20 protein-coding genes are annotated in these 24,854 nt (G+C 52.1%); 19 read left to right on the top strand and 1 reads right to left on the bottom strand.

All coding sequences use genetic code 11. From position 1 onward, the window contains the following. The first annotated feature begins 53 nt into the window (after positions 1-53). The 17 genes from SLIP_RS10325 (at position 54) to SLIP_RS10245 (ending at position 20,546) form a co-directional block, all read left to right on the top strand. A complete protein-coding gene (locus SLIP_RS10325) occupies positions 54-1,361 on the top strand; it encodes a thiolase family protein (RefSeq protein WP_013176234.1) in 1,308 nt (435 codons plus the stop codon). A 99-nt stretch (positions 1,362-1,460) separates the two neighbouring features. Beyond that, positions 1,461-2,681, top strand: a complete 1,221-nt coding sequence (locus SLIP_RS10320) for a CaiB/BaiF CoA transferase family protein (protein WP_013176233.1) — start codon at positions 1,461-1,463, stop codon at positions 2,679-2,681. A 39-nt stretch (positions 2,682-2,720) separates the two neighbouring features. Beyond that, positions 2,721-3,863 (top strand): acyl-CoA dehydrogenase family protein, encoded by a 1,143-nt coding sequence (locus SLIP_RS10315; RefSeq protein WP_013176232.1) that lies wholly within the window; start codon positions 2,721-2,723, stop codon positions 3,861-3,863. Between the two features lie 187 nt (positions 3,864-4,050). After that, entirely contained in the window at positions 4,051-5,328 is a 1,278-nt protein-coding gene (locus tag SLIP_RS10310; RefSeq protein ID WP_013176231.1) for an MFS transporter, read from the top strand. 191 nt (positions 5,329-5,519) lie between these two features. Continuing rightward, positions 5,520-5,738 carry a hypothetical protein gene (locus SLIP_RS10305; protein ID WP_041433015.1) on the top strand — a complete coding sequence of 73 codons (219 nt, stop codon included), beginning with the start codon at positions 5,520-5,522 and terminating at the stop codon, positions 5,736-5,738. 442 nt (positions 5,739-6,180) lie between these two features. Beyond that, entirely contained in the window at positions 6,181-8,139 is a 1,959-nt protein-coding gene (locus tag SLIP_RS10300) for a sigma-54-dependent Fis family transcriptional regulator (protein WP_013176229.1), read from the top strand. An 896-nt stretch (positions 8,140-9,035) separates the two neighbouring features. Continuing rightward, entirely contained in the window at positions 9,036-9,212 is a 177-nt protein-coding gene (locus tag SLIP_RS12465) for a DUF362 domain-containing protein (protein ID WP_013176228.1), read from the top strand. Between the two features lie 457 nt (positions 9,213-9,669). Continuing rightward, positions 9,670-10,518: an NAD(+)/NADH kinase gene (locus SLIP_RS10295; RefSeq protein WP_013176227.1), complete on the top strand. Its 849-nt coding sequence runs from the start codon at positions 9,670-9,672 to the stop codon at positions 10,516-10,518. A gap of 226 nt (positions 10,519-10,744) precedes the next feature. Continuing rightward, positions 10,745-11,584: a sulfide/dihydroorotate dehydrogenase-like FAD/NAD-binding protein gene (locus tag SLIP_RS10290; RefSeq protein WP_013176226.1), complete on the top strand. Its 840-nt coding sequence runs from the start codon at positions 10,745-10,747 to the stop codon at positions 11,582-11,584. Beyond that, positions 11,572-12,975 (top strand): NADPH-dependent glutamate synthase, encoded by a 1,404-nt coding sequence (gene gltA / locus SLIP_RS10285; protein ID WP_013176225.1) that lies wholly within the window; start codon positions 11,572-11,574, stop codon positions 12,973-12,975. Before SLIP_RS10290 ends, gltA begins: the two co-directional genes overlap by 13 nt. A 617-nt stretch (positions 12,976-13,592) precedes the next feature. Then, positions 13,593-14,162 carry a 4Fe-4S dicluster domain-containing protein gene (locus tag SLIP_RS10280; RefSeq protein WP_013176224.1) on the top strand — a complete coding sequence of 190 codons (570 nt, stop codon included), beginning with the start codon at positions 13,593-13,595 and terminating at the stop codon, positions 14,160-14,162. Further along, entirely contained in the window at positions 14,159-15,385 is a 1,227-nt protein-coding gene (locus SLIP_RS10275) for a CoB--CoM heterodisulfide reductase iron-sulfur subunit B family protein (RefSeq protein ID WP_013176223.1), read from the top strand. Before SLIP_RS10280 ends, SLIP_RS10275 begins: the two co-directional genes overlap by 4 nt. Then, complete coding sequence (locus SLIP_RS10265) at positions 15,382-17,364, top strand: CoB--CoM heterodisulfide reductase iron-sulfur subunit A family protein (RefSeq protein WP_013176222.1); 1,983 nt, start codon at positions 15,382-15,384, stop codon at positions 17,362-17,364. The genes SLIP_RS10275 and SLIP_RS10265 overlap by 4 nt, the downstream gene beginning before the upstream one ends. Continuing rightward, the gene (locus tag SLIP_RS10260; RefSeq protein ID WP_013176221.1) at positions 17,355-17,789 is read left to right on the top strand and encodes a hydrogenase iron-sulfur subunit; all 435 of its coding nucleotides are present in this window, start codon (positions 17,355-17,357) and stop codon (positions 17,787-17,789) included. The genes SLIP_RS10265 and SLIP_RS10260 overlap by 10 nt, the downstream gene beginning before the upstream one ends. Next, complete coding sequence (locus tag SLIP_RS10255; protein ID WP_013176220.1) at positions 17,786-18,691, top strand: 4Fe-4S dicluster domain-containing protein; 906 nt, start codon at positions 17,786-17,788, stop codon at positions 18,689-18,691. The genes SLIP_RS10260 and SLIP_RS10255 overlap by 4 nt, the downstream gene beginning before the upstream one ends. 15 nt (positions 18,692-18,706) lie before the next feature. Continuing rightward, positions 18,707-19,723 carry a 4Fe-4S dicluster domain-containing protein gene (locus SLIP_RS10250; protein WP_013176219.1) on the top strand — a complete coding sequence of 339 codons (1,017 nt, stop codon included), beginning with the start codon at positions 18,707-18,709 and terminating at the stop codon, positions 19,721-19,723. Then, positions 19,713-20,546 (top strand): FAD/NAD(P)-binding protein, encoded by an 834-nt coding sequence (locus SLIP_RS10245; RefSeq protein ID WP_013176218.1) that lies wholly within the window; start codon positions 19,713-19,715, stop codon positions 20,544-20,546. The genes SLIP_RS10250 and SLIP_RS10245 overlap by 11 nt, the downstream gene beginning before the upstream one ends. Positions 20,547-20,724: 178 nt before the next feature. On the opposite strand, the gene SLIP_RS12790 is transcribed toward SLIP_RS10245, so the two are convergent. Continuing rightward, positions 20,725-20,871, bottom strand: a complete 147-nt coding sequence (locus SLIP_RS12790; RefSeq protein WP_013176217.1) for a hypothetical protein — start codon at positions 20,869-20,871, stop codon at positions 20,725-20,727. Positions 20,872-21,086: 215 nt separating this feature from the next. On the opposite strand from SLIP_RS12790, the gene SLIP_RS10240 reads away from it, so the two are divergent. Next, positions 21,087-23,792, top strand: coding sequence for an aminotransferase class III-fold pyridoxal phosphate-dependent enzyme (locus SLIP_RS10240; RefSeq protein WP_013176216.1), 2,706 nt, complete (start codon positions 21,087-21,089; stop codon positions 23,790-23,792). A 637-nt stretch (positions 23,793-24,429) separates the two neighbouring features. Further along, positions 24,430-24,840, top strand: coding sequence for a DUF1285 domain-containing protein (locus tag SLIP_RS10235; protein WP_013176214.1), 411 nt, complete (start codon positions 24,430-24,432; stop codon positions 24,838-24,840). Positions 24,841-24,854: the final 14 nt, after the last annotated feature.

Genomic DNA, 24,854 nt, shown 5'->3' with positions numbered 1-24,854 from the left:
TTTCCCTCTACCTGTTTCACATGTGTCTGAACTTTGTCAGGAGATGGAAGTGAATGAGTTTTAAGAAGAGCAAGGACGACCTAGTATGTGTATCAGCGGTAAGGACTCCGTTCGGTCGTTTTGGCGGGTCAATGCGAGACATCGATATCTATGACCTAGGCGCCATTGCCATGAAGAACGCCCTAGAGCGGATAAAAATGGACCCCGAGTTGATCGACGAAGTCTGGTGGGGGTGTGGCGATACCACTAACTGTAAAGACCCCTACACCCCGGTTGTTGCTCGGCAAAGCATGTTGAAAGCCGGTATTCCACCGGAAAAGCCGTCTGTAACGTTTGACCAAGCCTGCATCTCTGGGATGGATGCGGTGAAATATGGAGGCCGGAGCATACAACTGGGTGAAGCCGAGATTGTCATGACTGGTGGTGCTACTAGCTTTAGTACGGTTCCATTCCTTCTCCGCGGCATACGGTGGGAAGGAAAACGTCACACGTCATTTCTAGTGGAGGATCCCATAATTCCTCTAGGATACAAGGATTACGCTCCGGTGGCAGTTGACTCTGGGGACGTAGCTGTTGAATACGGAGTATCCAGAGAGGAACAGGATGAGTTCGCAGTGGCCAGTCACGTTAAGTACGGCAAGGCCTACGAACGGGGTTTCTTCAAGCAGGAAATGGTTCCGCTGGAATTGGTCAAGAAGGATAAGAAAGGGAATGTAGTGTCTAAAAAGGTTTTGGAGATTGACGAGCAATATCGCCCTGACGTCAAAATTGAAGAACTAGCCAGGTTAAAGCCTATATTTGGCAATCCTACGGTAACGGCGGGTAACGCCCCGGGCATGAACGACGGGGCTTGCGCACAAATCTTCATGAAGCGGGAAAAGGCCGAACAGTTAGGGCTGGACGTCCTGTATACAGTGGTAGCCATGTCGTCAATAGCGCTTCAACCCCGGATTATGCCCGTATCCCCGGCATTTGCGATCAAAAAGTGCTTGGACGTGACCGGGTTAACCATCGACGATATGAAGTTCATCGAGATTAACGAGGCCTTTGCTTGCGTTCCACTGGTGGCAACAAAACTCCTGTCCAACCAGAGGTTCCTGACTAGCGACTACAACGAGATGGTTAAGGAAGCGTCGACCAAGCCCATCCTAGATAACGACGATAGCAAGTACCAGGAATTGAAGAGCAAGCTAAATGTCAACGGCAGTGCCATTGCGGTGGGGCATGCTAATACGGCCAGTGGTTCACGCATCATGATGACTGCTGCCTATAACTTGAAGGAAAACGGGGGCGGCTACGCTGCGTGTGCAATATGCGGCGGGCTGACTCAAGGAGCAGGTTGCATAATCTGGGTTGAATAACGACCTCATCCATAGCCCTGCGGAAGGTGGGGGCCTCCTTTTTGGGGGCTACCAGCCTTCCCGATTAGACGAAAGCCTGAAAAGGGAGGAGGAAGACCTGTGGCCAAGACCAAGATCCTTGAAGGAATAAAGGTAGTTGACTTTACTAGGGTGTATACCGGTCCGTTTGCGGGACAGATTCTTGCAGACATGGGTGCCGAAATTATAAAGATCGAGGATACCGGCCCTAACACCAATGAGCGCAGCTGGCCGCCCTTCGCACCCGGGACGGAGGAAAGCACGTATTTCATCGGCCTTAATCGGGGGAAGAAGAGTATAGAGCTGAACTTGAAGTACGAAAAAGCTCGCGAGATAGCATTTAAATTCATTGCCGAGGCTGACGTGGTGATGGAGAATTTTGCTCCCGGGGTAGCAGACAAGCTGGGAATAGGTTATGCAGCATGCAAGGCCGTGAAGCCAGATATTATATACACGTCTACTTCAGCGTTTGGTCAATATGGTCCTCTAAGCAGGCTCCCCGGGTACGACATGTTAGCCCAGGCGATGGGTGGGTTGATGAGTATTACGGGATACCCTGACATGCCGCTGCGGGTGGGCTCGTCTATTGGCGATGTAATTGCAGGTCTATACTGCTGCATCGGAATCCTAGGAGCTCTTCACTACCGCAGTCTGACCGGGGAGGGGCAGCACATCGATATCGCTTTGGTAGACTGTATCTTTACTTGTCTGGAAAACGCCGTACCGGCCTATACCATATGTGGCCGGGTCCCGCAACGCATGGGGAGCCGACACCCGGATGGGGGACCCTATGACGTTTATGTTTGCAAAGACGGGTTTGTAGGAGTAGTAGCGTCCAATGAAAAGCTGTGGGGTAACATGTGCCAGGCTATGGGACGTCCGGAACTTGCTACCGACCCCAAATTTAACAGTAATGCCGCCCGACTGGAAAACATCGAGGAAATGACCGCTATTATCAATAACTGGATGGCTAATTATACCGTGGATGAAGTGGTGAAGATACTAAGGGACGCCAGGGTGGCGGTGGCGCCGATTCTGGACGTACCGCAAATTGTAGAAAGCGAAAATACTAAAGCCCGGAACATGCTAGTTGAGTATGAACATGCTACAGCTGGAAAAGTGAAAGTGCCTGGGAATCCTATTAAATTCGGAGCATACGAAGCAATAGCGGAGCTGCCTCCGCCATTTAAGGGGCAACACACGAAGGAGCTGCTTCTGCAATTAGGGTACAGCGAGGCGGACGTAGAGCAGATGCTGAAAGACGGTGTCATTGGTGACGGGTTCATTACCAGAAAGAAATGAGGATTCGCGGAAAGGTATTCATTAACGGAGGTGGCTGTTTTGATCAGCTTTGAACTTACTGACGAACAAAAAGAAATGCAGGCATTGGCCCGCAAGTTTACCAGGAATGAAATAATTCCGGTGGCGGCCGAATTAGACCGCAAGAGTGAAATGCCGTGGGACATCATAAAGAAGGCTTTCGAAATCGGTCTGTGGAATTTCAACCTCCCCGCCAAGTATGGCGGTCTAGAACTGGACCATGTAACCGAGGCAATCCTCGTAGAAGAAATTGCCTATGGATGTCTTGGAGTCAGTGGAGCCTGGGACGGTAACACCCTCGCGCTCACCCCTATCCTCATTGCTGGCACGGAGGAGCAACAGGACCGGTGGTTGCCGCAGTTTGGAGAGGCTCCGGTCTTAGCAGCGTTTTGCCTAACCGAGCCCAACGCTGGGTCTGACGCTTCGAGCATGAACACCTTCGCGAGAAAGGTGGGTGACGAGTACATTCTGACGGGTACTAAGTGCTTCATTACCCACGGGGGAATCGCCAACATGTACACTGTCTTCGCGAAAACTGACCGGTCTGTCAAAGGGACTAAGGGAATCAGCGCGTTCCTGGTGCCTGGAGATGCCCCGGGCCTTTCCATGGGTAAAGTGGAGGACAAGATGGGCGACCGGGCGTCCCACATTGCTGAGGTCATTTTTGATGAAGTGCGGGTACCTGCTAGAGACCTTCTCGGTAAAGAAGGAGAAGGATTTAAGATCGCTATGCAAACGCTGGACAGAACCAGGATGAGCATCGGTGCAGCGGCGGTCGGGGTTGCGCGAAGAGCATACGAAGAAGCACTGAACTACGCCAAGCAAAGGGTTCAATTTGGTAAGCCCATCGCCAGCCAGCAGGCTATCGCCTTCATGCTCGCGGATATGGCAACGGAAATCGAGGCCGCCCGTGCCTTGGTCTGGAAGGCGGCTTGGGAGATTGACCATGGCAACCCCGACCCGAAGCTCGGAGCTATGGCTAAGCTGTATGCGGGAGACGTAGCGATGAAGGTTGCGGTTGACGCAGTACAGGTTCTCGGTGGGTATGGATATATGAAAGAATACCCGGTGGAGAAGCTGATGCGAGACGCCAAGATCCTGCAGATCTACGAGGGGACCCAGCAGATACAAAGGGTAGTCATCTCAGGAAGAATACTTGCCTAGATCGTTATCACAGCGTGAGGTATTCAAAGGCCCCAAAAATACGGTAATCGGTACGGCCTAGCGGCGGAGCTGTAACCGCCCGTTGGGCTGTACTGAGATACAGGGAGCGGGAAGGGAGGGGGGAGATAGGTTGGTAAAAGCACAAAGGGTTCTGCAACAATCAACTTGGTAAGGAGGAGATGGTGCAGTGGAAGGCGCGTACGGTCAAAGGTATATTCCTATTCCCGATGAGCATGCTCCGTTAAAAGCTATCCAGGTTGTAGTTTGGATTTTCGCGTGGATAGCCCTCATCCTGGACGTTATGGACTGGCAGCTCGTGTCAGTATCCGCCACCGCGATGATGGCCGACCTAAAGATTCCGGCGGCTTCTTTAGGGTTGGTTCTTGGGTTTCCTCTGCTGGGTGCGGGAATCGGTGGCTTGTTGTCTGGCTGGTTGTCCGACAAGTTTGGCAGGGTAAACGTGATGTTTTACTGCCTGTTATGGTATTCAATCTTCACAGTCTGTTTCGCTTTTGCAAACTCCCTAGGTATGATGCTGTTTCTAAGGCTAATGGTTGGTATCGGGTTGGGGGCCCAATGGGGTGTGGGTAATACCCTGGTTGCCGAGATTATGCCGGCTCGCCTTCGGATCATGTGTTCGGCAGTGATTCAAACGGGTTTTGCTTTTGGTCCGATGTTGGCGGCGCAGCTTGCTAAAGTGGTAATCCCCAGCTACGGCTGGAGGCCTTTGTTCTATTTCGGAGCTATTGGCGTTGTCATTGCTATTCTTGCTAAGATAGTAATTCCCGAGCCTGAAGCTTGGCTGAAGAAAAGACACGAAGCCCACCAGGGGCTGGTCAAACTTGGCAATATTGCCCAGCTCTTCTCTCCTGAACTACGCCGGCGTACCATATGTGCGTTCGGTTTAGTGTGGTTTACACTACTGGCCTACTGGGGTTCAATGAGTTGGATACCCAACTGGCTCGCCACTGACAGAGGGTTAGATATTGTTAAGGCTATGAACTACCTGTTAGTGTTGAACTGTGGCGGCGTCGTAGGTTACATCGTCTTTGCCTTTATTGCGGACAGGTGGGGACGGAAGCCGCCCGCCTATTTCGCCCTCGCAGCATCCTTCGTGGCAGTGTTGATATTTGTATCCATTAAGAGCGGCTCAACACTGCTGGCATTTGCACCGATATATGCTTTTATCACCTATCCGATATTTGGCATGTACGGCGGCTACATGTCTGAGCTCTTCCCGACTGAGGTTCGGGCTACGGCGGTGAATGGCATCTACAACTTGGCTCGGATGACGTCATTCTTTATGCCTTATATTATGGGTGCTATCGCTGCCGCCACTTCAATGACCGTGGCCATAGGATTTACGGCGGTTTTGTACCTGTGTTCGTTGGTGCCCCTTGCTCTCCTTCCAGAGACTATCAAAAAGGTGGGACAACGGGCGGTATCGTCTGGCGCAGGCGCTTAGCGGAAAAGATTGGAGCGTGTGGCCCGCAGAAGTGTGCTGGGGCCACACACTCTACACTGAGACAACACACGGGTCCCCCCAAGGGTCGGAAACAAGGATGTGGCAATGGTGGGTGTGAGCGTTGGTCTTAAGTTGGGAAAAGGACTGTACAACCAATGATACGGGTCATAGCGTCGCTTGGTGGTGATAATATGGTGAAGTCAAAGCCTAAGTGGAAGAATGTTGTTAATTCATGGACGTACAGGATCGCGGCTGCGATCATAGCTGTGGGAGTGACCTCAACTTTCTATTCAAATTTCCCAGCAGGTAATGTACCTTTGGTGGATAGTCTCATTTACTGGTCTATTTACTTAGTATGCATGGCAGTGATGTTGTTTATGGTGTTCGTGGTAGTCAGAAGACAGATGTAGGACCGCAAAGATGGAAATTAAAGATGGCTGAACGGTTGTGTCTCTTCTCCCATTGGTATCTTATGGGCTAATAAGCATAAGGAGAAACCGTTTGGGATAAGTTGTCAATTTACTTCCCCTGAATAGCTAAAGAGTCTAGCGCCCACATTACGGAACCGTGCGCTCCCATGCAATCGTTCAGCCTGTCTTTTATATAAGTAGCAGGTTTTGGCAATATATAGGTATTTGGCGAGATTCGCAAAAAAGTGAGTTCATATGCTGCAGTTTCTTGTTCCGGTTGGGCTATCAGGTGGGTACTCGTAGCCTTTCCGTTGTTGTAGTTTAATGTCGAAAACAGAAGCATGCTATAATGGGACTAGGCGGAATGTGTCTGTGCGGCCGAAATAATTCGCATGATGGGGGGGGTTGTTGAGGAATTCTGGAAAGGAGGGAGAATAGACGGATGCACGGGGACAAAAAGGAAATGATTCGTATCTGGAAGGTGTTGCGGGAAAAGGGGGAGTGTGAGGGAATTATAGTATCCCAGGAGATACGGGATTCCTGGGCCAGGAGCCGGGCTTATGGGGTAGACCCGTTTAAACGCAAGAATCATCATGTCCTTAGTGCAGAAGAGTTGGAGAAAAGGCGCATAAAAAACCGGGCACTACTCGAAGAGGCTACGGTGAGCATGCAGAACCTGTTCAAGTTCACTGAAGGTTCAGGGTTTGCTTTTACACTGGCGGATGGAGACGGGTACCTCCTCAAAAGGATAGGCGACAAGTGGGAACTGGAATTCACAGCCGGGGCCAACTTTAGCGAAGGAGCGAACTGGTCGGAGCAAGTCATGGGTACTAATGCAGTGGGGTTGGCACTGGCCCTGGGCAAACCGGTGCAGGTATTCGGCTACGAACATTACTGCCTGTGTGCGACCATAACTACCTGTTCGGCCTCGCCCATATTTGACAGTGATGGTAACGTTATCGGGGTGCTTGACATCACGGGTCCGTTTGAGCTTGTCAACCGTCATACATTGGGAATGGCTGTAGCCGCAGCGAGGTCTATAGAGAGGCAGCTTGCCTTGTACCAGGCTTGCCAGGAGAGTGAGATGGCCAACATGTACAAAAGCATTATCATGGACTCTATGTCGGACGGAGTTATAACCTTGGACCGAGAGGGAAAAGTAACGCATATGAATGGCCTGGCAGCCCGAATGTTGGGCCTCGATCCCCGGACGGCACTGGGTAAGAGGTTGTGCTCTCTAGTTCCATCAGGAAACAGGCTGTTCTTAGCCAAGTTGGCCGATAACAAAAAACTGTGCAGCGAACCGTTGATTCTGCGAAAAACGGATGAAACGGTTAAGCTGGCGGTCAGTTCTACCCCCTTGGTGAATCGCGATGACAAGGTACTTGGTAAGGTGGTTATTCTTCAAGCCATGCAGCAGTACAGGCGACTGATAAAACGGGTAGCAGGAGCACGGGCGAAGATCACGTTTGATGACATCGTTGGGAGCAGTAGCAATTTCAAAAGTGCGGTAAGGCAGGCAGAAAGGGCGGCTACTTCTGATTCACATGTGTTGCTATTAGGAGAAAGCGGAACGGGGAAGGATCTGCTTGCCCAAGCCATTCACAATGCGAGTAGCCGAGCGGGTGAGCCCTTTTTTGCTATAAATTGTGCTGCTCTACCCAGAGAACTTATTAGCAGTGAATTGTTTGGATATGAAGAAGGCGCCTTTACGGGAGCTCGCAAAGGAGGCAACCCAGGCAAATTTGAACTCGCAGACCAGGGTACGATCTTTTTGGATGAAATTGGAGAAATGGCGCTAGATCTTCAGGCATCGTTGCTACGGGTGCTGGAGGAAGGTAACGTTGTCCGATTGGGGGGAACGGAGGTAATTCCTGTTAACGTGCGGGTAATTGCAGCCACTAATAAAAATCTCATGGATGAGGTAAGGAAAGGCCGCTTTCGACTGGATCTTTACTATCGCCTTGGCGTAATTGTTATACAGATACCTCCGTTGAGAGAAAGAAAAGGAGATATCCCGGAACTTGTCGAGCATTTTATGAAGACCATAGGTCCGAGGATGGGAAAGAAAGTTGCCGGAATTGAGGACAGAGCTATGGATGTGCTTCTAGGGTATGATTGGCCTGGTAACGTCAGGGAACTGAGCAATGTAATAGAACGGGCAATTAGTATGATGCTTGGAGAGGTAATAACAGTAGATGTTCTGCCCTTCGATATAATCCAAAGCCAAGAAGGGTATATTCCTGTATGGGAAAAGACGCCTTCCCGGGATAACGTAGAAGAGCAACTCATAAGAAACTACCTGCGGAAGTTTAAAGATAATAAGAGTCGTGTCGCCAAAGAACTTGGGATATCGAGGAGTAGCCTGTATCGAAAAATGCAAAAGTACAGTATTGTATGAAGTTGCAACTCTCTAGTTACATTGGGGAAATTATTATCTGCGTTTGCTGCGACTGTGACGGTCGCAGTTTTTATTTGGGTCGAAATTCCCGGTAATTCTATGGAAGCCTGTACCGCCTCAATGTAAGCCGTAATCCGCCGTCGCCTGCCTATTATATACGGTCAGGATGTTTTCGTAAGCTAAGAGGGCTGCAGACATGCTCCCGGACAAAACCCGGAGAACGTAAATCTCAGATAATGGACAACAAGTTTATATCTCCAACTTCCACCCCTTCATGTCACACAGGAAGCTCCTTCCAAGCGCGTTGCCTATAAACACGCCGCAAGAAGAGCCGTAATCTGCAACATTGTTGCTATTATGGCCCTGCATGTTCCCTAGCCCTTACATTTATACGATAGACAGGCCGGACTTCTTCCTCAAATGTGTGAGAGGTGCGCATTGTTTGCTCCATACAAATCACTGACGCTGGTGGGAGAGAGGGGCAAACACGGCACCCCGCATAATTATCCCTTCCATGAGACCCGACTATGAGGCTATTGCCCGTTCGGTTCCATCACAGTGCAAAAGACCGTATTGTACGGCACGTGCAGTAAATCTGAACACCGTACAATAGCCTGGGTGTCCCATCTCGGGTCACTGACCCTAATTAAATGTACCGGATCGTATCCGGTAGCACTTTTAGCAGCTTAAAATTTACCTTCGAACCGAGGGTATAACCCTGATATGTCGAGTTCGGCATGATTCTTGCTACGACCTGCCAGCAGAGCACACTGCTTTTTTTGCTTTGCGTGAGGGCGATGTGGGGTATGAAGAGTGGTGGTCACTAAGACAAGCGGAACAAGAGACATGGTTTTTCTAGTTCAATCAGCGATCACGGATAACAAGGGAGGAAGACAATGTCATACGTTATTACAGATGAGTGTGTTGCTTGTGGTGTTTGTGTGGATGAGTGTCCTGTTGGGGCTATAACAGAGCATGAAGACAAGTACATTATTGACCCCGAACTGTGTACGGAGTGTGGTTCCTGTGTCGACGCCTGTCCTACGGGAGCTCCGAAGCTTCCGGGTGAATAAGACTGACTCATCCGTGCTGGTGCTTCGCGCAAATTAGTTAGGTGCTGGGTGTATGTACCACCTATGTACTCGCGAAGATACTATGCCAACGGCTGAGTGTTTCAGCTTGATCCGGGAGACCTCCATCCGAAATATGCATTTCGGTTTGTGCCTTTGCTATGTTGTTATGCCTCTTGTTCCGCATATCAACTCATAAGTGCCCGTAAGGTACGTTTGGGTTTGGCGTTTGAGTCCCATGCGGGAGTTGTTTTAGGTCCTATAACGCGTCTCGTCATCGGCGCGATAAGGGAAGCGTAGCTATTCGGGTATCGGGGTGCTTGGTCCAGAACCTACCTAAAGTAATGGAGAAAACTCATAACGTCGTGGATATTTACCACCTGGAATCTAATTGTGTCAGAGTGTGGCACGAAAGTTGCATTAAGCGTACCGTAGCAAGTGCTATGTAGGGGTGGGCCGAGTGCAGGTAGTTATTGTTTACAAGAATGACTGCCGGGCTACTTTGCTGGCAAGGGACTTACATGCCCGGCTGTCCTGCACCAAAGGGGTTGATGTCACTGTTCTCACAAGCCAAGACCTGCCAAACTATAATTACGGGGCGGAAGTAGTCTTTGTGCTCGGAGGAGATGGGACTGTACTGAGGGCTGCTCGGCATTTCAGCCGGCTCAGTGCTCCTATACTGGGTGTTAATTTGGGGAAAGTCGGGTTTCTGAGCAGTGTGGAACCGGAAGAAGTCATGGCTTCCCTGGACAAAATTCTAAGGCAGGAGTATGTCCTTGAAGAAAGGCTCATGCTGCAAGCCGTGGTTATTAAAAACAAAAAAGCACTATTAAGGGCGGTAGCCCTCAACGACGTGGTCATCAGGTCTGCTACGCCGCATATCGTTACTCTAAACTTGCAGCTCAATGGTAAGACTCTCGTTAGTTACCGAGGCGACGGAGTTATTTGTGCAACTCCTACGGGGTCTACTGGGTATTCGTTGTCGGCAGGGGGGCCAATCTTAAGTGCATCCGTGGCAGCGATTGTAATTACACCTATCAGCCCCCAATTTGGCAGTGCTAGGTCCCTCGTGGTCGGCGCCGATTCGCGCCTCGGGTTTGTAGTTGACTCTGACCGGAAGACCACCCTTTCTATCGATGGGGAAGAAACCTTGTTTCTTGCTAGCAAGGACAAGATTCTGGTTGAGCGAGCCAGTGAGGTGGCCCGCTTCGTCCAACTCAAACCGGTTGGCCAGCTTACAAAACTATGGCAGCGTATGGGTAGTGTAGAAGAAACCCTCCGGTTAGTGTCTCATAATCAAACACCCTGAACCGTCTTCCATATGTGTCGGAACGGTACACGGGTGTGAAGGTTAGTAGAAGGATTCCGACCGACAGGACTAAAACACAAGAGCACTCAAAGTACGCGTAGAAGGAGAAATATGCTCGATTCCTTTACGTTTCTGGAGGGCAAAGGAGGTGTTACTGTTATACGGATATGTTTGATAACTCCTTGTTTCATTTCACCATTACATGTGACGAATGGAGGGTTGTAAGATGTACGCAATAGTGTTCAGGGAGGAACTGGCACCAAAGATCAAGCTATTTAAAATCGAGGCGCCGGAAGTCGCACGTAAGGCCCGGCCCGGCCAGTTCATTATACTACGGATTGACGAGGAAGGAGAAAGAATACCTCTTACCATTGCCGATTACGACACAAATGTCGGCACAATTACCATTATATTCCAGGAAGTTGGTAAGACTACCGAATTGCTGGGTGAACTTCGGGAAGGCGACAGCATCCTTGATTTCGTAGGCCCCTTAGGGTGTCCGTCGGAGATAGAAAACTTTGGCACGGTGGTATGCGTAGGGGGTGGAGTAGGAGTAGCACCGGTATACCCTATCGCCCGTGCCCTGAAAGAAGCCGGGAACCGGGTGATATCCATAATCGGTGCACGTACTCGGGACATGCTTATCTGGGAAAACGAGATGCGACAGATAAGTTCCGAACTGCACGTAGCCACAGATGATGGGACCGCTGGCCGTAAAGGATTTGTAACCGATGTACTCACCGACGTATTGGCCCGGGAAAAGGTGCACAAGGTGGTGGCTATCGGTCCGGTGGTCATGATGCACGCTGTATCTCGGGTTACTCCGAAAGAGATTCCGGTCACGGTAAGCCTTAACCCGATAATGGTAGACGGGACTGGTATGTGCGGGGCGTGCAGGGTTGAGGTAGGGGATGCTACCAGGTTCGCTTGCGTGGACGGACCCGAATTCGACGGCCACCAGGTGAATTGGGAATTGGTACTGCAGCGTTCAAGGATGTTTGTTGAAGAGGAACGATTAGCGATGCAGAGTTTTCACCGTAAAGGGGGATGCAAATGTCAGAAGTAAGAAGAAAGATTATTCCTACCAAGCACCCTATGCCCCACCAGGATGCGAAAGAACGCTGCCACAACTTCAATGAGGTGGCACTGGGGTATGACGAAGACACTGCAGTAGCAGAAGCCCAGCGTTGTATCCAGTGTAAGAACAGTCCTTGTATGGAAGGCTGCCCGGTAGAAATCAATATTCCGGCCTTCATAAAAAAGATAACTGAGCGGGATTTCGCGGGGGCCATAAGCATCATTAAGGAGAAAAACAATCTGCCCGCCATTTGTGGAAGAGTGTGCCCTCAAGAAAACCAGTGCGAGAAAAAATGCACTGTTGGCAAGAAGCACGAACCGGTAGCCATCGGAAGATTGGAACGATTTGTGGCTGATTGGGAGATGGCGCACGGAAGCCGGTCTGTGAAGAAGGCAAAACCCAATGGCAAGAAGGTAGCTATAGTGGGATCAGGACCATCAGGACTTACGGCAGCGGCAGATCTCGCCCTTATGGGTTACAAGGTAACTGTTTTTGAAGCCTTGCATATGCCGGGAGGTGTACTTGTCTACGGGATTCCCGAGTTTCGGTTGCCCAAATCCATAGTAGCCCGGGAGATAGCCAGTATCGTCGAGCTGGGCGTGGAAATCAAAACCAACTATGTGGTAGGTAAACTAGGTAGGGTAGACGAGCTCTTGCAGGAAGGATATGATGCTGTGTACATTGGAACGGGTGCGGGTTTGCCATCCTTCATGAACATTCCAGGAGAAAACCTAAATGGAGTCTATTCGGCGAACGAATTCTTGACCCGCAACAATCTGATGAAAGCCTACAGATTCCCTGAATACCTAACTCCCATAAGAGTAGGAAAACGAGTAGCGGTTATTGGGGGAGGAAATGTAGCAATGGATGCAGCCCGTACAGCTCTTCGTTTGGGGGCGGAATCATATATTGTCTACCGTCGTTCCTTCGAAGAAATGCCTGCTCGCCGTGAAGAAATCGAACACGCCCGCGAGGAAGGAGTGCACTTTGAGATTCTCACAAGTCCTGTAGAAATTAAAGGAAATGAAGAGGGAAGGGTAACATCCATGGTATGTCAGAGATATGAACTGGGAGAGCCGGACGAGTCGGGACGGAGAAGCCCCATACCAATAAAGGGTTCGGAATACGAGATGCAAGTAGACACAGTAATAATGGCTATCGGGCAGGGCCCCAATCCCTTGATACAGCAAACAACCCCAAACCTGAAAACAAATAAGAGGGGGAATATAGTAGTTGATGACACCACGGGGCAGACTTCCATTCCAGGGGTTTTTGCAGGCGGGGACATAGTCACCGGGGCAGCTACTGTTATTTTAGCGATGGGGGCAGGGAAAAGAGCTGCTAGAGCTATACACGAGTACATTCAGAGCAAAGGATAAGGAAAAGAGGCAGACTGGTGAATTCATCGAGTGGGGAGGATGGTGAGTTGAGTCCGCATGACTGTCTAATACAGGGCCAGAGTTTAAATGATATTGGCCCAAAGCCCCAGAGCGGACGTGGCTCTGGTAGCTCATTACGATTCTCCCCCTTTTATCGTCATTATTGTTGATGCAGTGGTTTTTACAAAAATGGCCAATTGAGGAATTTTACCAACGAGAAAGAGTTCTTAAAGTCTTTCCTAATCATGAGTCAGTTTTAGGGCTGTCAAAGCTTTGTTCCTTGGGATAGGCATCAAAGTGGCCGAATGCCTCGTGTGGAAGAACGACCAACTGAACATGTATTGCGAAAGCAAGTTTGCCTAATTTAGCAAAGGTAACCGCTTCAATGATGCATAAGTAGCTGATGTAGGAGGGAGTTTAACCTGATCGGGTTCTCCCCGTTTTTATTGCATAATGCATATAGTTGGTGTATACAGCTTGCAATTGCCGGGACCTTAAATTAAGATACTTAATATATGAAAACCCGCGATATATCGAGCATCTGTGAATTAATTAACAAGTACCGGCTATCATGCTCTATTTGGGGCTGAATACATTTACGGAAGGGAGAGAAGGAGATGGAGAGGGTCTTGGTGGCTCCCAATCCCGCCAAAAAGGAATTTATCCGGCGTATCGAGCGGGAGAGCGGTACCGAGGTCAGTCTCTGCTACCAGTGCGGCAAGTGCGCGGCCGGTTGCCCTGTGGCTTTTGCTATGGACTATACGCCCCGGCAAGTTATAAGACTCTTGCAGCTTGAGTTGGTAGATGAGGCTCTGAAGGCCGAAAGCATATGGATATGCGCGACCTGCGAAACCTGCACTGCCCGGTGCCCGCGCGGGGTGGATATAGCATCTCTAATGGACGCTATGCGCCGGGAGGCTTTAGCTCAGGGGGTTGTCACCGACAAAAAGGTAGCATCCTTTAACCAGGCATTCCTGAATCTGGTTGAGAAGTACGGAAGAGTTCACGAGGTAGAGCTGACTTTGCAGTTCAACCTGAAGACCGGTCAGCTTTTCAAGGACATGGATTTAGGCCTGCCCATGTTTACAAGGGGTAAGGTACACCTCCTGCCGGCTGCGGTAAAAGGAAGGCAGGAAGTGAAGAACATATTTGAACGGGTAAGGCAGATGGGGGGTGACCGGAGTTGAAGCTGGCTTACTATCCCGGATGCTCCTTGGATGCCAGTGCCATCGAGTACAACCTTTCTACCCAGAAAACAGCATCGGTTTTGGGGGTGGAATTGGAGGAGATCCCGGGCTGGGGCTGCTGCGGGGCGACTTCGGCCCACAGCACCACCAAACTGTTATCGGTTGCTCTTCCCGCCCGGAATCTTGCCATAGCGGAAAAAGAAGGACTGGATGTTTTGGCCCCTTGCGCCGCCTGTTACAGCCGGTCCCGCGCTACCGAACACCGGGTGCGCGAGGACGCGGAGCTGGCCGAGAGGGTTCGGGAGGCCATAGGCATGCCTTACACTGCCAGCAACCGTACCTTATCGATATTAGAAGTGCTGGTGCAGACGGTAGGGCTGGAGGCCATTGCTGCCAAGGTGACAAATCCTTTGAAAGGGATGAAACCGGCCTGTTACTATGGCTGCCTCTTGGTAAGACCGGTCGAATACACGGGGTTTGATGACCCGGAGTACCCCCAGTCCATGGACAAAATAATGAAGGTTTTGGGAGCGAACCCGGTCAAGTGGTCGTACCAGACGGAGTGCTGCGGGGCTTCGCTCGTTACCATGAGACCGGATGTAGGCCTCAAGATGACCTACGCGATACTTAAGAACGCCGTTGAGCAGGGGGCAGACAGCATAGTGACCGCCTGCCCGCTCTGCCATATGAACCTGGACATGCGCCAAAGCCAGGTAGAAAAAACGTTTGGGGTCAAGTTTAACCTGCCCGTTTATTACATCACCGAACTGGTAGCGGTTGCTTGCGGTGTATCTCCCAAAGAAGTCGGTATCGACCGCCACTTCGTGGAGGCCTTTTATCACATAACTCATCTACCGCAGGAGATGGAGGAACCGCCTGCCGAGCCAGAAGGAAAGAAGGCTCAGAAGATTTCCGAAAGAATCGCCGAAGCTACACAACAGGGACAGCTAGAGAAAAAATCGACCGAGGAACCGGCACCCGAGTCAGGAGAGAAAACGCAGCCCGTGGAGCTCAACAAAGGCGCGGTGAAGCTCGCCGAGCGGCTTTTCCCGGATGACCAGGAGAAGGTCGAGCAAGCAGCTCGTTTGTTCAGCAAGGACCCGGAGAAGATGAAGAAAGTAGCCCAGATGATGGCCCAGGATAAAGAAAAGGCAGTCAAGGTCGCAGAAGCGTTTTTAAAGAAAGAGGCTAAGAGCGGGGCTGAGGAGGTGAGCAAAGAGTGAAAAGAGTAGGTGTATTCGTATGCGACTGCGGAACCAATATCGCGGGGGTTATCGACACGGAACGGGTGGCCAAAGAAGCCCTTACCATGCCCGGAGTGGTTTTCGCGACCAACTACAAATACATGTGTTCTGACCCGGGACAGGACCTCATCAAGAAGTCGATTAAGGAACACCGGCTCGAACAGGTAGTCGTGGCTTCGTGTTCACCCCGCATGCATGAAAACACTTTCCGCAAGGCCATAGCCGACGGAGGATTGAACCCTTACCTTTTCGAAATGGTGAACATCCGCGAGCAGGACTCATGGGTTCATTCTGATAAAGGCCAGGCGACTAAGAAGGCCATCGACCTCATCCGAATGGCTGTTTTCAAAGTCTTGAAGAACAAGCCCCTCACCTCCGGAACCATTCCCATCACCAAGCGGGCTCTGGTTATCGGCGGGGGTATTGCCGGGATGCAGTCAGCCTTGGATATCGCCGATGCCGGATACGAGGTTATACTGGTGGAGCGGGAGGCCACCATCGGGGGAAGGATGGTCCAGCTGGACAAGACCTTCCCGACCTTAGACTGCTCGGCCTGAATAAGCACACCCAAGATGGTTGCTGTGGCGCAGCACCCTAACATTAAGATGTATACCTACTCCGAAGTGGAGGCTGTCAACGGATATATCGGCAACTTCACGGTAACGATTCGCCGCAAGGCGAAATACGTGGATTGGGACAAATGCAACGGCTGCGGGACCTGCGAGACCAAGTGCCCGAGCAGGAACTTGAAGAGCGAGTTCGACCTCGGCTTGGGGACCAGGACCGCAATTTACAAGGCTTTTCCTCAAGCCGTGCCCAACAAACCGGTTATCGACGCTGCTAACTGCCGGAAGTTCAAGACCGGCAAGTGCGGCGTGTGCGACAAGCTTTGCCCTACCGGAGCGATAAACTTCGAGGACAAAGATGAAATAGTTACGGAGAATGTTGGAGCTATTGTTATGGCTACCGGGTTTGATCTATTCGATTGGACCCAGACTTACGGCGAATACGGATACGGACAGTATCCAGACGTCATCACCGGTCTACATTTCGAACGTTTGGTCAACGCTTCCGGTCCCACCGGGGGCAAGATCAAGCGGCCTTCGGACGGTAAAATACCGGAAAGCGTAGCTTTTATCAAATGTGTGGGTTCAAGGGACGACACCAAAGGCAAGACCTACTGTTCCCGGGCCTGCTGCATGTACACGGCTAAGCACGCTATGCAGGTCCTGGAAAAGATACCAGGGGCTGAAGCGTACGTGTTTTACATGGACGTCCGTACTGCTGGCAAGAGCTACGAGGAGTTCTACCAGCGTTCGCTCAAAGCCGGGGCCAAATACATCCGCGGCCGGGTCAGCAAGATCTACCCGCGCGGGGACCGCCTGGTGTTAAAGAGCGAGGATACCCTTTTGGGAAGGCCAATCGAGGTAGAGGTGGACATGGTGGTTTTGGCTACGGCTATGGTACCAGCCCGCGGGGCTGAGGAGATTGCCAAATTGGTGGGCTTTTCTACTGACAAAGACGGTTTCTTCCAGGAAGCCCATCCCAAGCTCCAGCCGGTGGAGACTTTCACCGGAGGGGTATACCTGGCCGGGGCTTGTCAGGGGCCTAAGGACATACCGGATACCGTGGCCCAAGCCAGTGCTGCGGCGGTCAAGGTGTGCGCGCTGTTCTCCAAGAGTGAGTTGGCCACGCAGCCGATGGTTTCGGAAGTGGATGCTTCCAAATGCTCCGGTTGCGAGTTGTGTGTACCGATCTGCCCGTACAAAGCTATCAGCATGAAAGCCGTTCAGGAACGGAGTCACGGTCATGTGATAGAGCGGAAAGTGGCTTCGGTCAACGAGGGTTTGTGTCAGGGCTGCGGAGCCTGTGTCGGGGCCTGCCGGTCCGGGGCTCTTAATCTGAAGGGCTTCACCGATGAACAAATAGTGGCGGAGGTGGATGCACTGTGTCTATAGATAATGGGAGCGGCTGGGAACCGAAGATTATCGCCTTTGCCTGCAACTGGTGTTCTTACGCCGGAGCGGACCTGGCAGGTCTTAACCGGTTGCAGTACCCGGCCGATGTGCGTGTAATTAGGGTTCCCTGCTCGGGTCGCATCGACCCGCAGTTCGTTATGCGGGCTTTCAGTCAGGGAGCGGACGGGGTGCTGGTTTCTGGGTGACACCCCGGAGACTGCCACTATGGTAGTGGCAATTATTACGCCAGAAGGCGCCACACCCTGATGAAGAACTTCCTAGAATACCTGGGGTTTGAGCCCGAACGTTACCACACTGCCTGGATATCGGGGTCGGAAGGGCAGAAATTCGCAGACGTGATAACCAAAGTGGTCGGCGATGTACGAAAAGTCGGACCCGCCAGAAAGTTGAGGGATGCCAAATGAAAGAACTTACGAGCCAGGTACGTGAGGTAGCGAAACGGCTTTTAGCAAACCAGAAGGTAGACTTGATACTGGGCTGGGAAAAGGGAGCCCAGCCGTTCCGCAGCAACCTAGCGGTAATACGCAGTACTGAAGAGGCAGACAGGCTGGTTTTCGACGAATTCTGTATCAACAACTTGAGCACCTATCTTCTGGATTACCGCGACGGACATGAAAAAATAGGCATTTTCGTTAAAGGATGCGATTCCCGCGGCGTGGTGCGGCTGATCGAGGATAACCAGTTTGCCAGGGAAAGGCTTTATATCATAGGTATTCCTTGTCCGGGCATGAAGGATCCGGTGGCCGCGGCCTGGGCAGATTCGGGCTTAGCCGGCAAGCCGGACAGCGAAGGGCTTGCAGCCAAGTGCCGCCAGTGCGTTCATCCGAACCCGGTGGTATTCGACGAGCTTTTGGGCAGCGAGCAGGCGCCTCACCTGGAAGGGGAGAGGTTCGCGGACGTAAAAAGGATAGAAGCCATGACCTCGGCCGAGCGATACGAATTCTTTGCCGAGATGTTTTCTCGGTGCATCCGCTGTTACGCCTGCCGGCAGATCTGTGTGGCCTGCAACTGCCGGAAATGCATCTTCGACGAGACCCGTCCCCAGTGGGTGGGCCGGGAGGTTAACCTGGCTGACAACTGGATGTACCATGTGGTAAGGGCCATGCACATAGCTGGGCGCTGCGTAGAGTGCGGTGAATGCGAGCGGGCTTGCCCGGTGGGCCTTCCTTTGATGCTTCTGAACCGCAAGCTGATCAAGGACGTCAACGAGTTATTCGGGCCTTATGAAGCCAGCTTGAAGCTGGAAGAAGGAGCCAAGCCTCCTTTGAGCGTGTACCGGCCTGATGACCCGGATAACTTCCTATAAAGAGAGGTGATACCGATGAAAGTACTGCCGAAAAACAAGGTAGAAGCTCTACTTGACTGGCTTGCGGAAAAAGGCGAGGTCTATGTACCCATGAATCAGGGTGTCACCAGCGAATTTGGCTTGTGGTCACCGGATACCAAGGGACAGCTTGACCTCCACAGCTTGAACACCTTGTTATCTCCTAAGGCGGTGGTTTTGCCCCAAACGGAAAGGATGTATACTTTTGTGGCTGCCGGCCCGGAGGCAGAAGTAACCGGGGTTTGCGAGCAGTCCGGAAACCGCTTTCTTTTCGGGATCCGTGCCTGTGACAGCAAGGCCCTGGCGGCTTTGGACCTGGTTTTCTTGACCAGGGGCTACGAAGACGGTTTCTACAAGGCCAGGCGGGAAGGGCTGGCCGTAATTGGCCGCGCCTGCGCAAAGCCCGGACCTAACTGCTTCTGCCAGGCCATGGGCGTGAATCCGCTGGAGCCGGAGGCTTGCGACGTGATCATATATGATCTGTCAGACGGCGACTTCGGGTGGGAAGCTAGAACTGAAAAAGGAGAAAGTCTCACCCGCGAGCTCCGTGATATATTGACCGAGAAGAGTTTCGATAAACCTCAGTTGGGGGCTTTCTCTACGAGTATCAACACCGAGGGTCTTTCTGAAAAGCTGGCGACCATGTTCGAAGACCCGGTCTGGGACGAACTGGCAAGTCCTTGCATGAACTGCGGTATTTGCACCTACCTGTGCCCCAGCTGTTACTGTTTTGATATCCAGGTCAAGACCAGGGGGAGCGAAGGTTACCGTTTCCGCTGCTGGGATTCCTGCATGTACCCCGAGTACACCCAGATGGCCGGGGGACATAACCCGCGGGAGCGAAAACAGGACCGGTTCCGCAACCGTTTCCTGCACAAGCTGGAGTTCTTCTGCGAACGTTACGGGACTTTCTTATGTACCGGGTGCGGGCGCTGTATCGTTTTCTGCCCGCAGGGGATCAACATCCTTTCTATCATAAACCGCTTGCAGGAGGTGAACGCGGATGTCAGGTAACTGCACGTGCGGTAATCCCCTGGTTCCCGGGATTGCCAAAGTGGTTGACATAATCGATGAAACTCCGGATGTTAAGACTTTCTACGTAACTACGGACAACGGCATCCCCTTCCCGGTAATGCCTGGCCAGCTGGCCATGGTCTCTCTGCTGCCGGTCGGGGAGGGTATGTTTTCCGTTTCCTGGCAGGCCGATGATCACCTGGAGTTTGCCATACGGCGGGTCGGGGTTCTGACCGATGCCCTGCACGAGATCGAGATCGGGCAGAAAATCGGGGTCAGAGGACCTTACGGCAACGGATTCCCGGTTAAGGAATGCGAGGGCAAGAACATGCTGTTCATCGGAGGCGGCATAGGATTAGCCCCGCTCCGGTCTTTCATCAAGTACTGCTTTCAGAACCGGGAAAAGTACGGAAAGATTCAGATTCTTTACGGGGCGCGCAGTGTGGCGGACCTCTGCTTTAAGCGAGAACTGTTCGAAGAATGGCCGGCCCAGCCTGACACTCAGGTCTTTACCACCATCGACCGGCCAGAACCTGGATGGGACGGGAAGGTGGCGTTCGTCCCCACTTACCTCGAGGAGTTGAACCCGAGTCCGCAAGACACCATCGCTGTCATCTGCGGGCCGCCGATAATGATAAAGCTGGTGTTAAAATCGATGGAGAAGATGGGATTCAGCGACGAGCAAGTTATAACCACCTTAGAAATGAGGATGAAGTGCGGCATAGGCAAGTGCGGGCGGTGCAACATCGGCTCCGAGTACATCTGCCTCGACGGGCCGGTTTTCAACCTGGCCCAGTTAAAGCGGCTGCCTCCCGAGTGGTAGGAGATATTCGCGGTTAAACGGCTCACCGTTGTCACTTGCAGAAACACAGAACCGGTTCTATTCAGACTCCCAAGCTCTAATGCACCATCGCGAGCGGAAATGTAAGGCGATTTGGAGAAGCGAGGGGACTAGATTCCTTGATCAGGCAGTAATCAGGGAACCTGTCCCCTTGGTTTTCTTACCGGAAGACGCTGCCTCCGTACAGCCAGCCCAGATAGAAAATGCCGACGATAACGATCACATGGAAGATCCACCATCCGGTTCTGAGAAAATGGAAGGTGCCCAGGTCCATAGGGGTATCGGTTCTCACCTGGTCGTCAGCCACCTGAAAACCTCCTTTCACCTAATTCACCACTGTTTTCATATCTTACTTTTTCCCAAAAACAGAAAATTATTCGCGGTGGGCAAAGCACCCGGCGGCTAAGTGTCTTAAGGATTCTGCTAGAAGGTTTTGACACCTGCATACTTTTCTGCTAAAAATACAATATATACTAGTAGTGCACAATACTGTGCACAGGGGTGCGAAAAGGGGGAATACTTTTGTTAGCCAGACCCGACATCTTGAATCCGACCCTTTACCGTTTGCTCGATATGTTTCGCCTTAATAAGGTGTACGTGCGGGGCGAAGGCAACTATCTTTACGATGAGGAAGGACGGCAATACCTCGATTTCATAGCCCAGTATGGAGCAGTTCCCTTCGGATACAACCCTCCCTTTTTGTGGGAAGCGATATCCGCTTTTCGGGAAGCGGGAATTCCCAGCCTGGTGCAGCCCTCCGTACCTCTAAAAGCTTCGGAATTAGCCCAGAAGCTGGCCGAGCTTGCGCCAGGCGAGCTTCAGTTTGCTACGTTTACCCAGAGCGGAGCCGAAGCGGTAGAAGCGGCCATAAAATTGGCGCGCTCGGCGACCGGCAGGTTCAAGATATTATCCTGCGAGAACAGTTTTCACGGAAAGACCATGGGGGCCCTGTCGGCTACCGGACGAGAAGTCTACCAGTCACCGTTTTTCGCTCCGGTTCCGGGATTCGAAAAAGTTCCTTTTGGGGACATTGACGCTCTCGAGGAAGTATTGGAGAGAGAGGCCGGCGAGATCGCGGCTTTCATCGTCGAGCCGATACAGGGAGAAGGGGGAATTGTAGTCGCCCCCGACGGGTACCTCAAGGCCGCTAAGGAATTGTGCCACCGCTTCGGGGTGGTTTTTGTACTCGACGAAATTCAGACCGGCCTTGGCCGAACCGGGCGGCTCTTGGCCTGTGAAAAAGAGGGTGTAGAGCCGGACATCCTGTTGCTCTCCAAGGCTCTGGGGGGCGGGCTGGTTCCGCTGGGAGTGTGTCTGTCCAGCCCCAGGGTGTGGAACGAGGGTTTCGGAAGGCTGCACAGCTCCACTTTTGCCAACAACAACTTTACCTGTCAGGTAGGGATTGCGGTTTTGGAGAAGCTGCTTGAAGACGAAGGACGGCTGTTGAAAGAGGTCGAGGCAAAAGGAGAATACCTGATTTCTAAGGTCGAGGAAATTCAGAGCCGCTGGCCGGGTGTTATTAAAGAAGTCCGGGGGGAAGGGTTGATGGTTGGCCTAGAATTCTCGGACTTCGGGCCCGAAGATTCGTTCGACATGATTTTCTTGAGCAAGCAGGGCGGGTTTTGCCCCTTAATATCCGGGCTCTTGCTCAACGTGTACGGCATCCGGTGCGCTCCATTTTTGAACAATCCCATGACCATGCGGCTGGAGCCGCCTTTGACCGTAACGGTTGAGGAAATCGATAGGTGTGTCGAGGCTTTAGACCAGATATGCGAAATCGTCTACAAGAAGGACTATGTTTGGCTGTTCAAATACCTCTTGGGGGACAACAGCCTGCCTGCCCAAATCAGGGATTACCGGAAGGCCACCTTGAGACCTGTGGTGGCTTCACAGCTAAAACCCGGAGAGAAGCCGTTGCACCGGTTCGCTTTCCTGATCCATTATCCGGGACGTGAAGACGTGGTGCACGCCACCCCCTCGCTAGAGCAGTTTACGGAAACTCAATTGGAAGAGTTCCTCGATTGGCAGGCAACTGAACCCGAGTCCCAGGTGCTGTGCCACATGCCTTCTCTGCGTTCCCGGACCGGCGAGGTGGTAGAAGGCTGGCTGATCGGGGTTCCTTTTGGTGCGAAGCAAATGATGACACTGCCCCGGTCGGTGGTCGTCCCCGTGATTCAGGAAGCTGTTGATATGGCAAGGGACATGGGGGCCGATGTAGTGGGGCTGGGCGCGTTTACTTCAGTGGTCACGCGCGGAGGTCGCGACGTGCAGGGAAGGGGCGTAGCAGTTACCAGCGGAAACAGCTTCACAGTCGCCATGGCGGTAGAGGCCACGTTCTTGGGAGCGGAAAAAATGGGCATGGATCTAGAACGGGCGACTGCGGCCGTGGTCGGGGCAACCGGATCCATCGGCAGGGTATGTGCCATTTTACTGGGAGAAAGGTTTGCCCGCATCAATCTTATAGGCAACCCATCCCGGAAAAACAGCAGCCTGCGCAGGTTGAGCAGTGTGGCTGACGAGATAGTGCTTCACGCCGTGTCGCGCAGGCGCCAAGGGGACCTACGGGGGCTTGCCGGATGGATCAACGGGGCCTTGAGCAAACTGAAAACCGGTTCAGAGGAGGGCGTGGACATTGCCCGAGAGCTGGAACACATCGGCAGTTCCTCCAATCCTGATGCCCTGCGCCCGCTTGGGGTTCTCGAGGCGGCAGCCAAACACCTGGGAGTGCCGTGCCCGGTGACGATCACTCTGGATATCGATAAAGGGCTGCGGATGGCAGACGTGATAATAACCGCGAGCAACTCGCCTGGCTACCTCATCGGTCCCGAGCACCTCAAGCCCGGGACTGTGGTGTGCGATGTAGCCCGGCCCCCCGACGTGTCACCTGCAGTCTCCGAAAAGCGAAAAGACGTATTGGTATTGGAAGGAGGGCTGGTCCAGCTTCCTGATAACGTCGCTTTCGGGTCTAACCTGGGCTGCCGTGCGGGCATAACCCTGGCGTGCCTGTCGGAAACGATACTCCTGGCCTTGGAAAACGATGGTAAGGATTACAGCATCGGCACTAGGATTCCCTTGGAAACGGTGGAGCATCTCCGCTGTTTGGGGGCCAAGCATGGTTTTAGACTGGCTGCCCTCCACTCCCGGGGCCGGGAAATAACGGACGAGGAAATACGAGAAATAAGAGCTCAGGCAAATCTTTGTGGTCAGCAAGCCGCAGGCGTCAGATAATCGAAAGACGCAGAATAACGCAGACCTTTATGACTCTCATCCGAGTCACCACTAGAGAATGAAAATGCGACTGTGGAGGAGTGTTAGCCAGCTCGCTCCAAGACTCCTCGCCTACAACACATCGGCTCTCTTCGGTGCGAAGCGGACCGCTCGGGATTCGGCATCCATGCACTCAGTCCCTCGCTGCTCGAAACCTCCTGTTTCTCGCTCCGCTTCGCAGCCCTCAGTTTCGCCGTGTGTTGCAACGGCTCGTCATACGTCGCTTCGCCCGGCTAACACTCCCCCTTCGACTCTATTTTCGGGGCAGACCCTTACGACACCTGCCGGTGTCACCACTAGAGAATGAAAATTCACAGAGGCTTTCTAACACCGCGGCAATCAACACTGCCAATTATATAATCATCTGTGGACATCTGTTAGAATCTGTGTGCATCTGTGGCTATTTTCGGGGCGGATTAACGCAGATTTTGGACCGAGGTAAAATACCCGGTTTTGTTTTTTTGAGAACGCAACATTGCTTAGGGAGCGATTGAGGAACTAAGGTAAAGTAATTTATAATACAAACAATAACAATACAAACAATCAGCGTTAATCAGCGTCTAGTGGTGACATTTCAACGGAAAGAAGGGGAGTGCTCGTGTACATTACCGAGATCAAGATCGGTCGGGATGGCAAGTGGTATGCCAACGGAAATGAGATGTTCCGGTTGCCGATAGTCAACCTGTTTGCCCGTCATCTAGAAAGAGATGAAAACGGCGGCTACTACATCCACCTGAGAGAAGAGACTTTCCCGGTGGTGGTAGAAGATGCTCCGTTTTATGCTATCGGCATCGATGAAAGTCAAGAGGACTTGACTTTGGTGTTTCACGACCGCCAGGAAATGAAGATAACCGAGCCCATGAAGATCCACTTCGTGGGAGATGTTCCCTATATAACCTTCAGGTGGGAAGGAGACACCCGTTTGTCTCGGGGTGTCTACTGGAGGATGTCCGAATACTTCGAGCAGAGGGGCGACGACATATACATAGTGCCGCCCAAGAAGAACTGAAGCGACCGCGCGCT

The organism is Syntrophothermus lipocalidus DSM 12680, from assembly GCF_000092405.1.
Taxonomy (GTDB): Bacteria; Bacillota; Syntrophomonadia; order Syntrophomonadales; family Syntrophothermaceae; genus Syntrophothermus; species Syntrophothermus lipocalidus.
Note: the sequence above shows the minus strand (reverse complement) of the source record. Positions and strands in the feature narration are given on the sequence as shown.

Bases quoted from the DNA above. Each gene is read 5' to 3' on its own strand.
- SLIP_RS10250 (WP_013176219.1), top strand. From the start codon at position 18,707: ATGAAAGTACTGCCGAAAAACAAGGTAGAAGCTCTACTTGACTGGCTT.
- SLIP_RS12465 (WP_013176228.1), top strand. From the start codon at position 9,036: ATGTCATACGTTATTACAGATGAGTGTGTTGCTTGTGGTGTTTGTGTG.
- SLIP_RS10280 (WP_013176224.1), top strand. From the start codon at position 13,593: ATGGAGAGGGTCTTGGTGGCTCCCAATCCCGCCAAAAAGGAATTTATC.
- SLIP_RS10255 (WP_013176220.1), top strand. From the start codon at position 17,786: ATGAAAGAACTTACGAGCCAGGTACGTGAGGTAGCGAAACGGCTTTTA.
- SLIP_RS10325 (WP_013176234.1), top strand. From the start codon at position 54: ATGAGTTTTAAGAAGAGCAAGGACGACCTAGTATGTGTATCAGCGGTA.
- SLIP_RS10245 (WP_013176218.1), top strand. From the start codon at position 19,713: ATGTCAGGTAACTGCACGTGCGGTAATCCCCTGGTTCCCGGGATTGCC.
- SLIP_RS10290 (WP_013176226.1), top strand. From the start codon at position 10,745: ATGTACGCAATAGTGTTCAGGGAGGAACTGGCACCAAAGATCAAGCTA.
- gltA (WP_013176225.1), top strand. From the start codon at position 11,572: ATGTCAGAAGTAAGAAGAAAGATTATTCCTACCAAGCACCCTATGCCC.
- SLIP_RS10305 (WP_041433015.1), top strand. From the start codon at position 5,520: ATGGTGAAGTCAAAGCCTAAGTGGAAGAATGTTGTTAATTCATGGACG.
- SLIP_RS10300 (WP_013176229.1), top strand. From the start codon at position 6,181: ATGCACGGGGACAAAAAGGAAATGATTCGTATCTGGAAGGTGTTGCGG.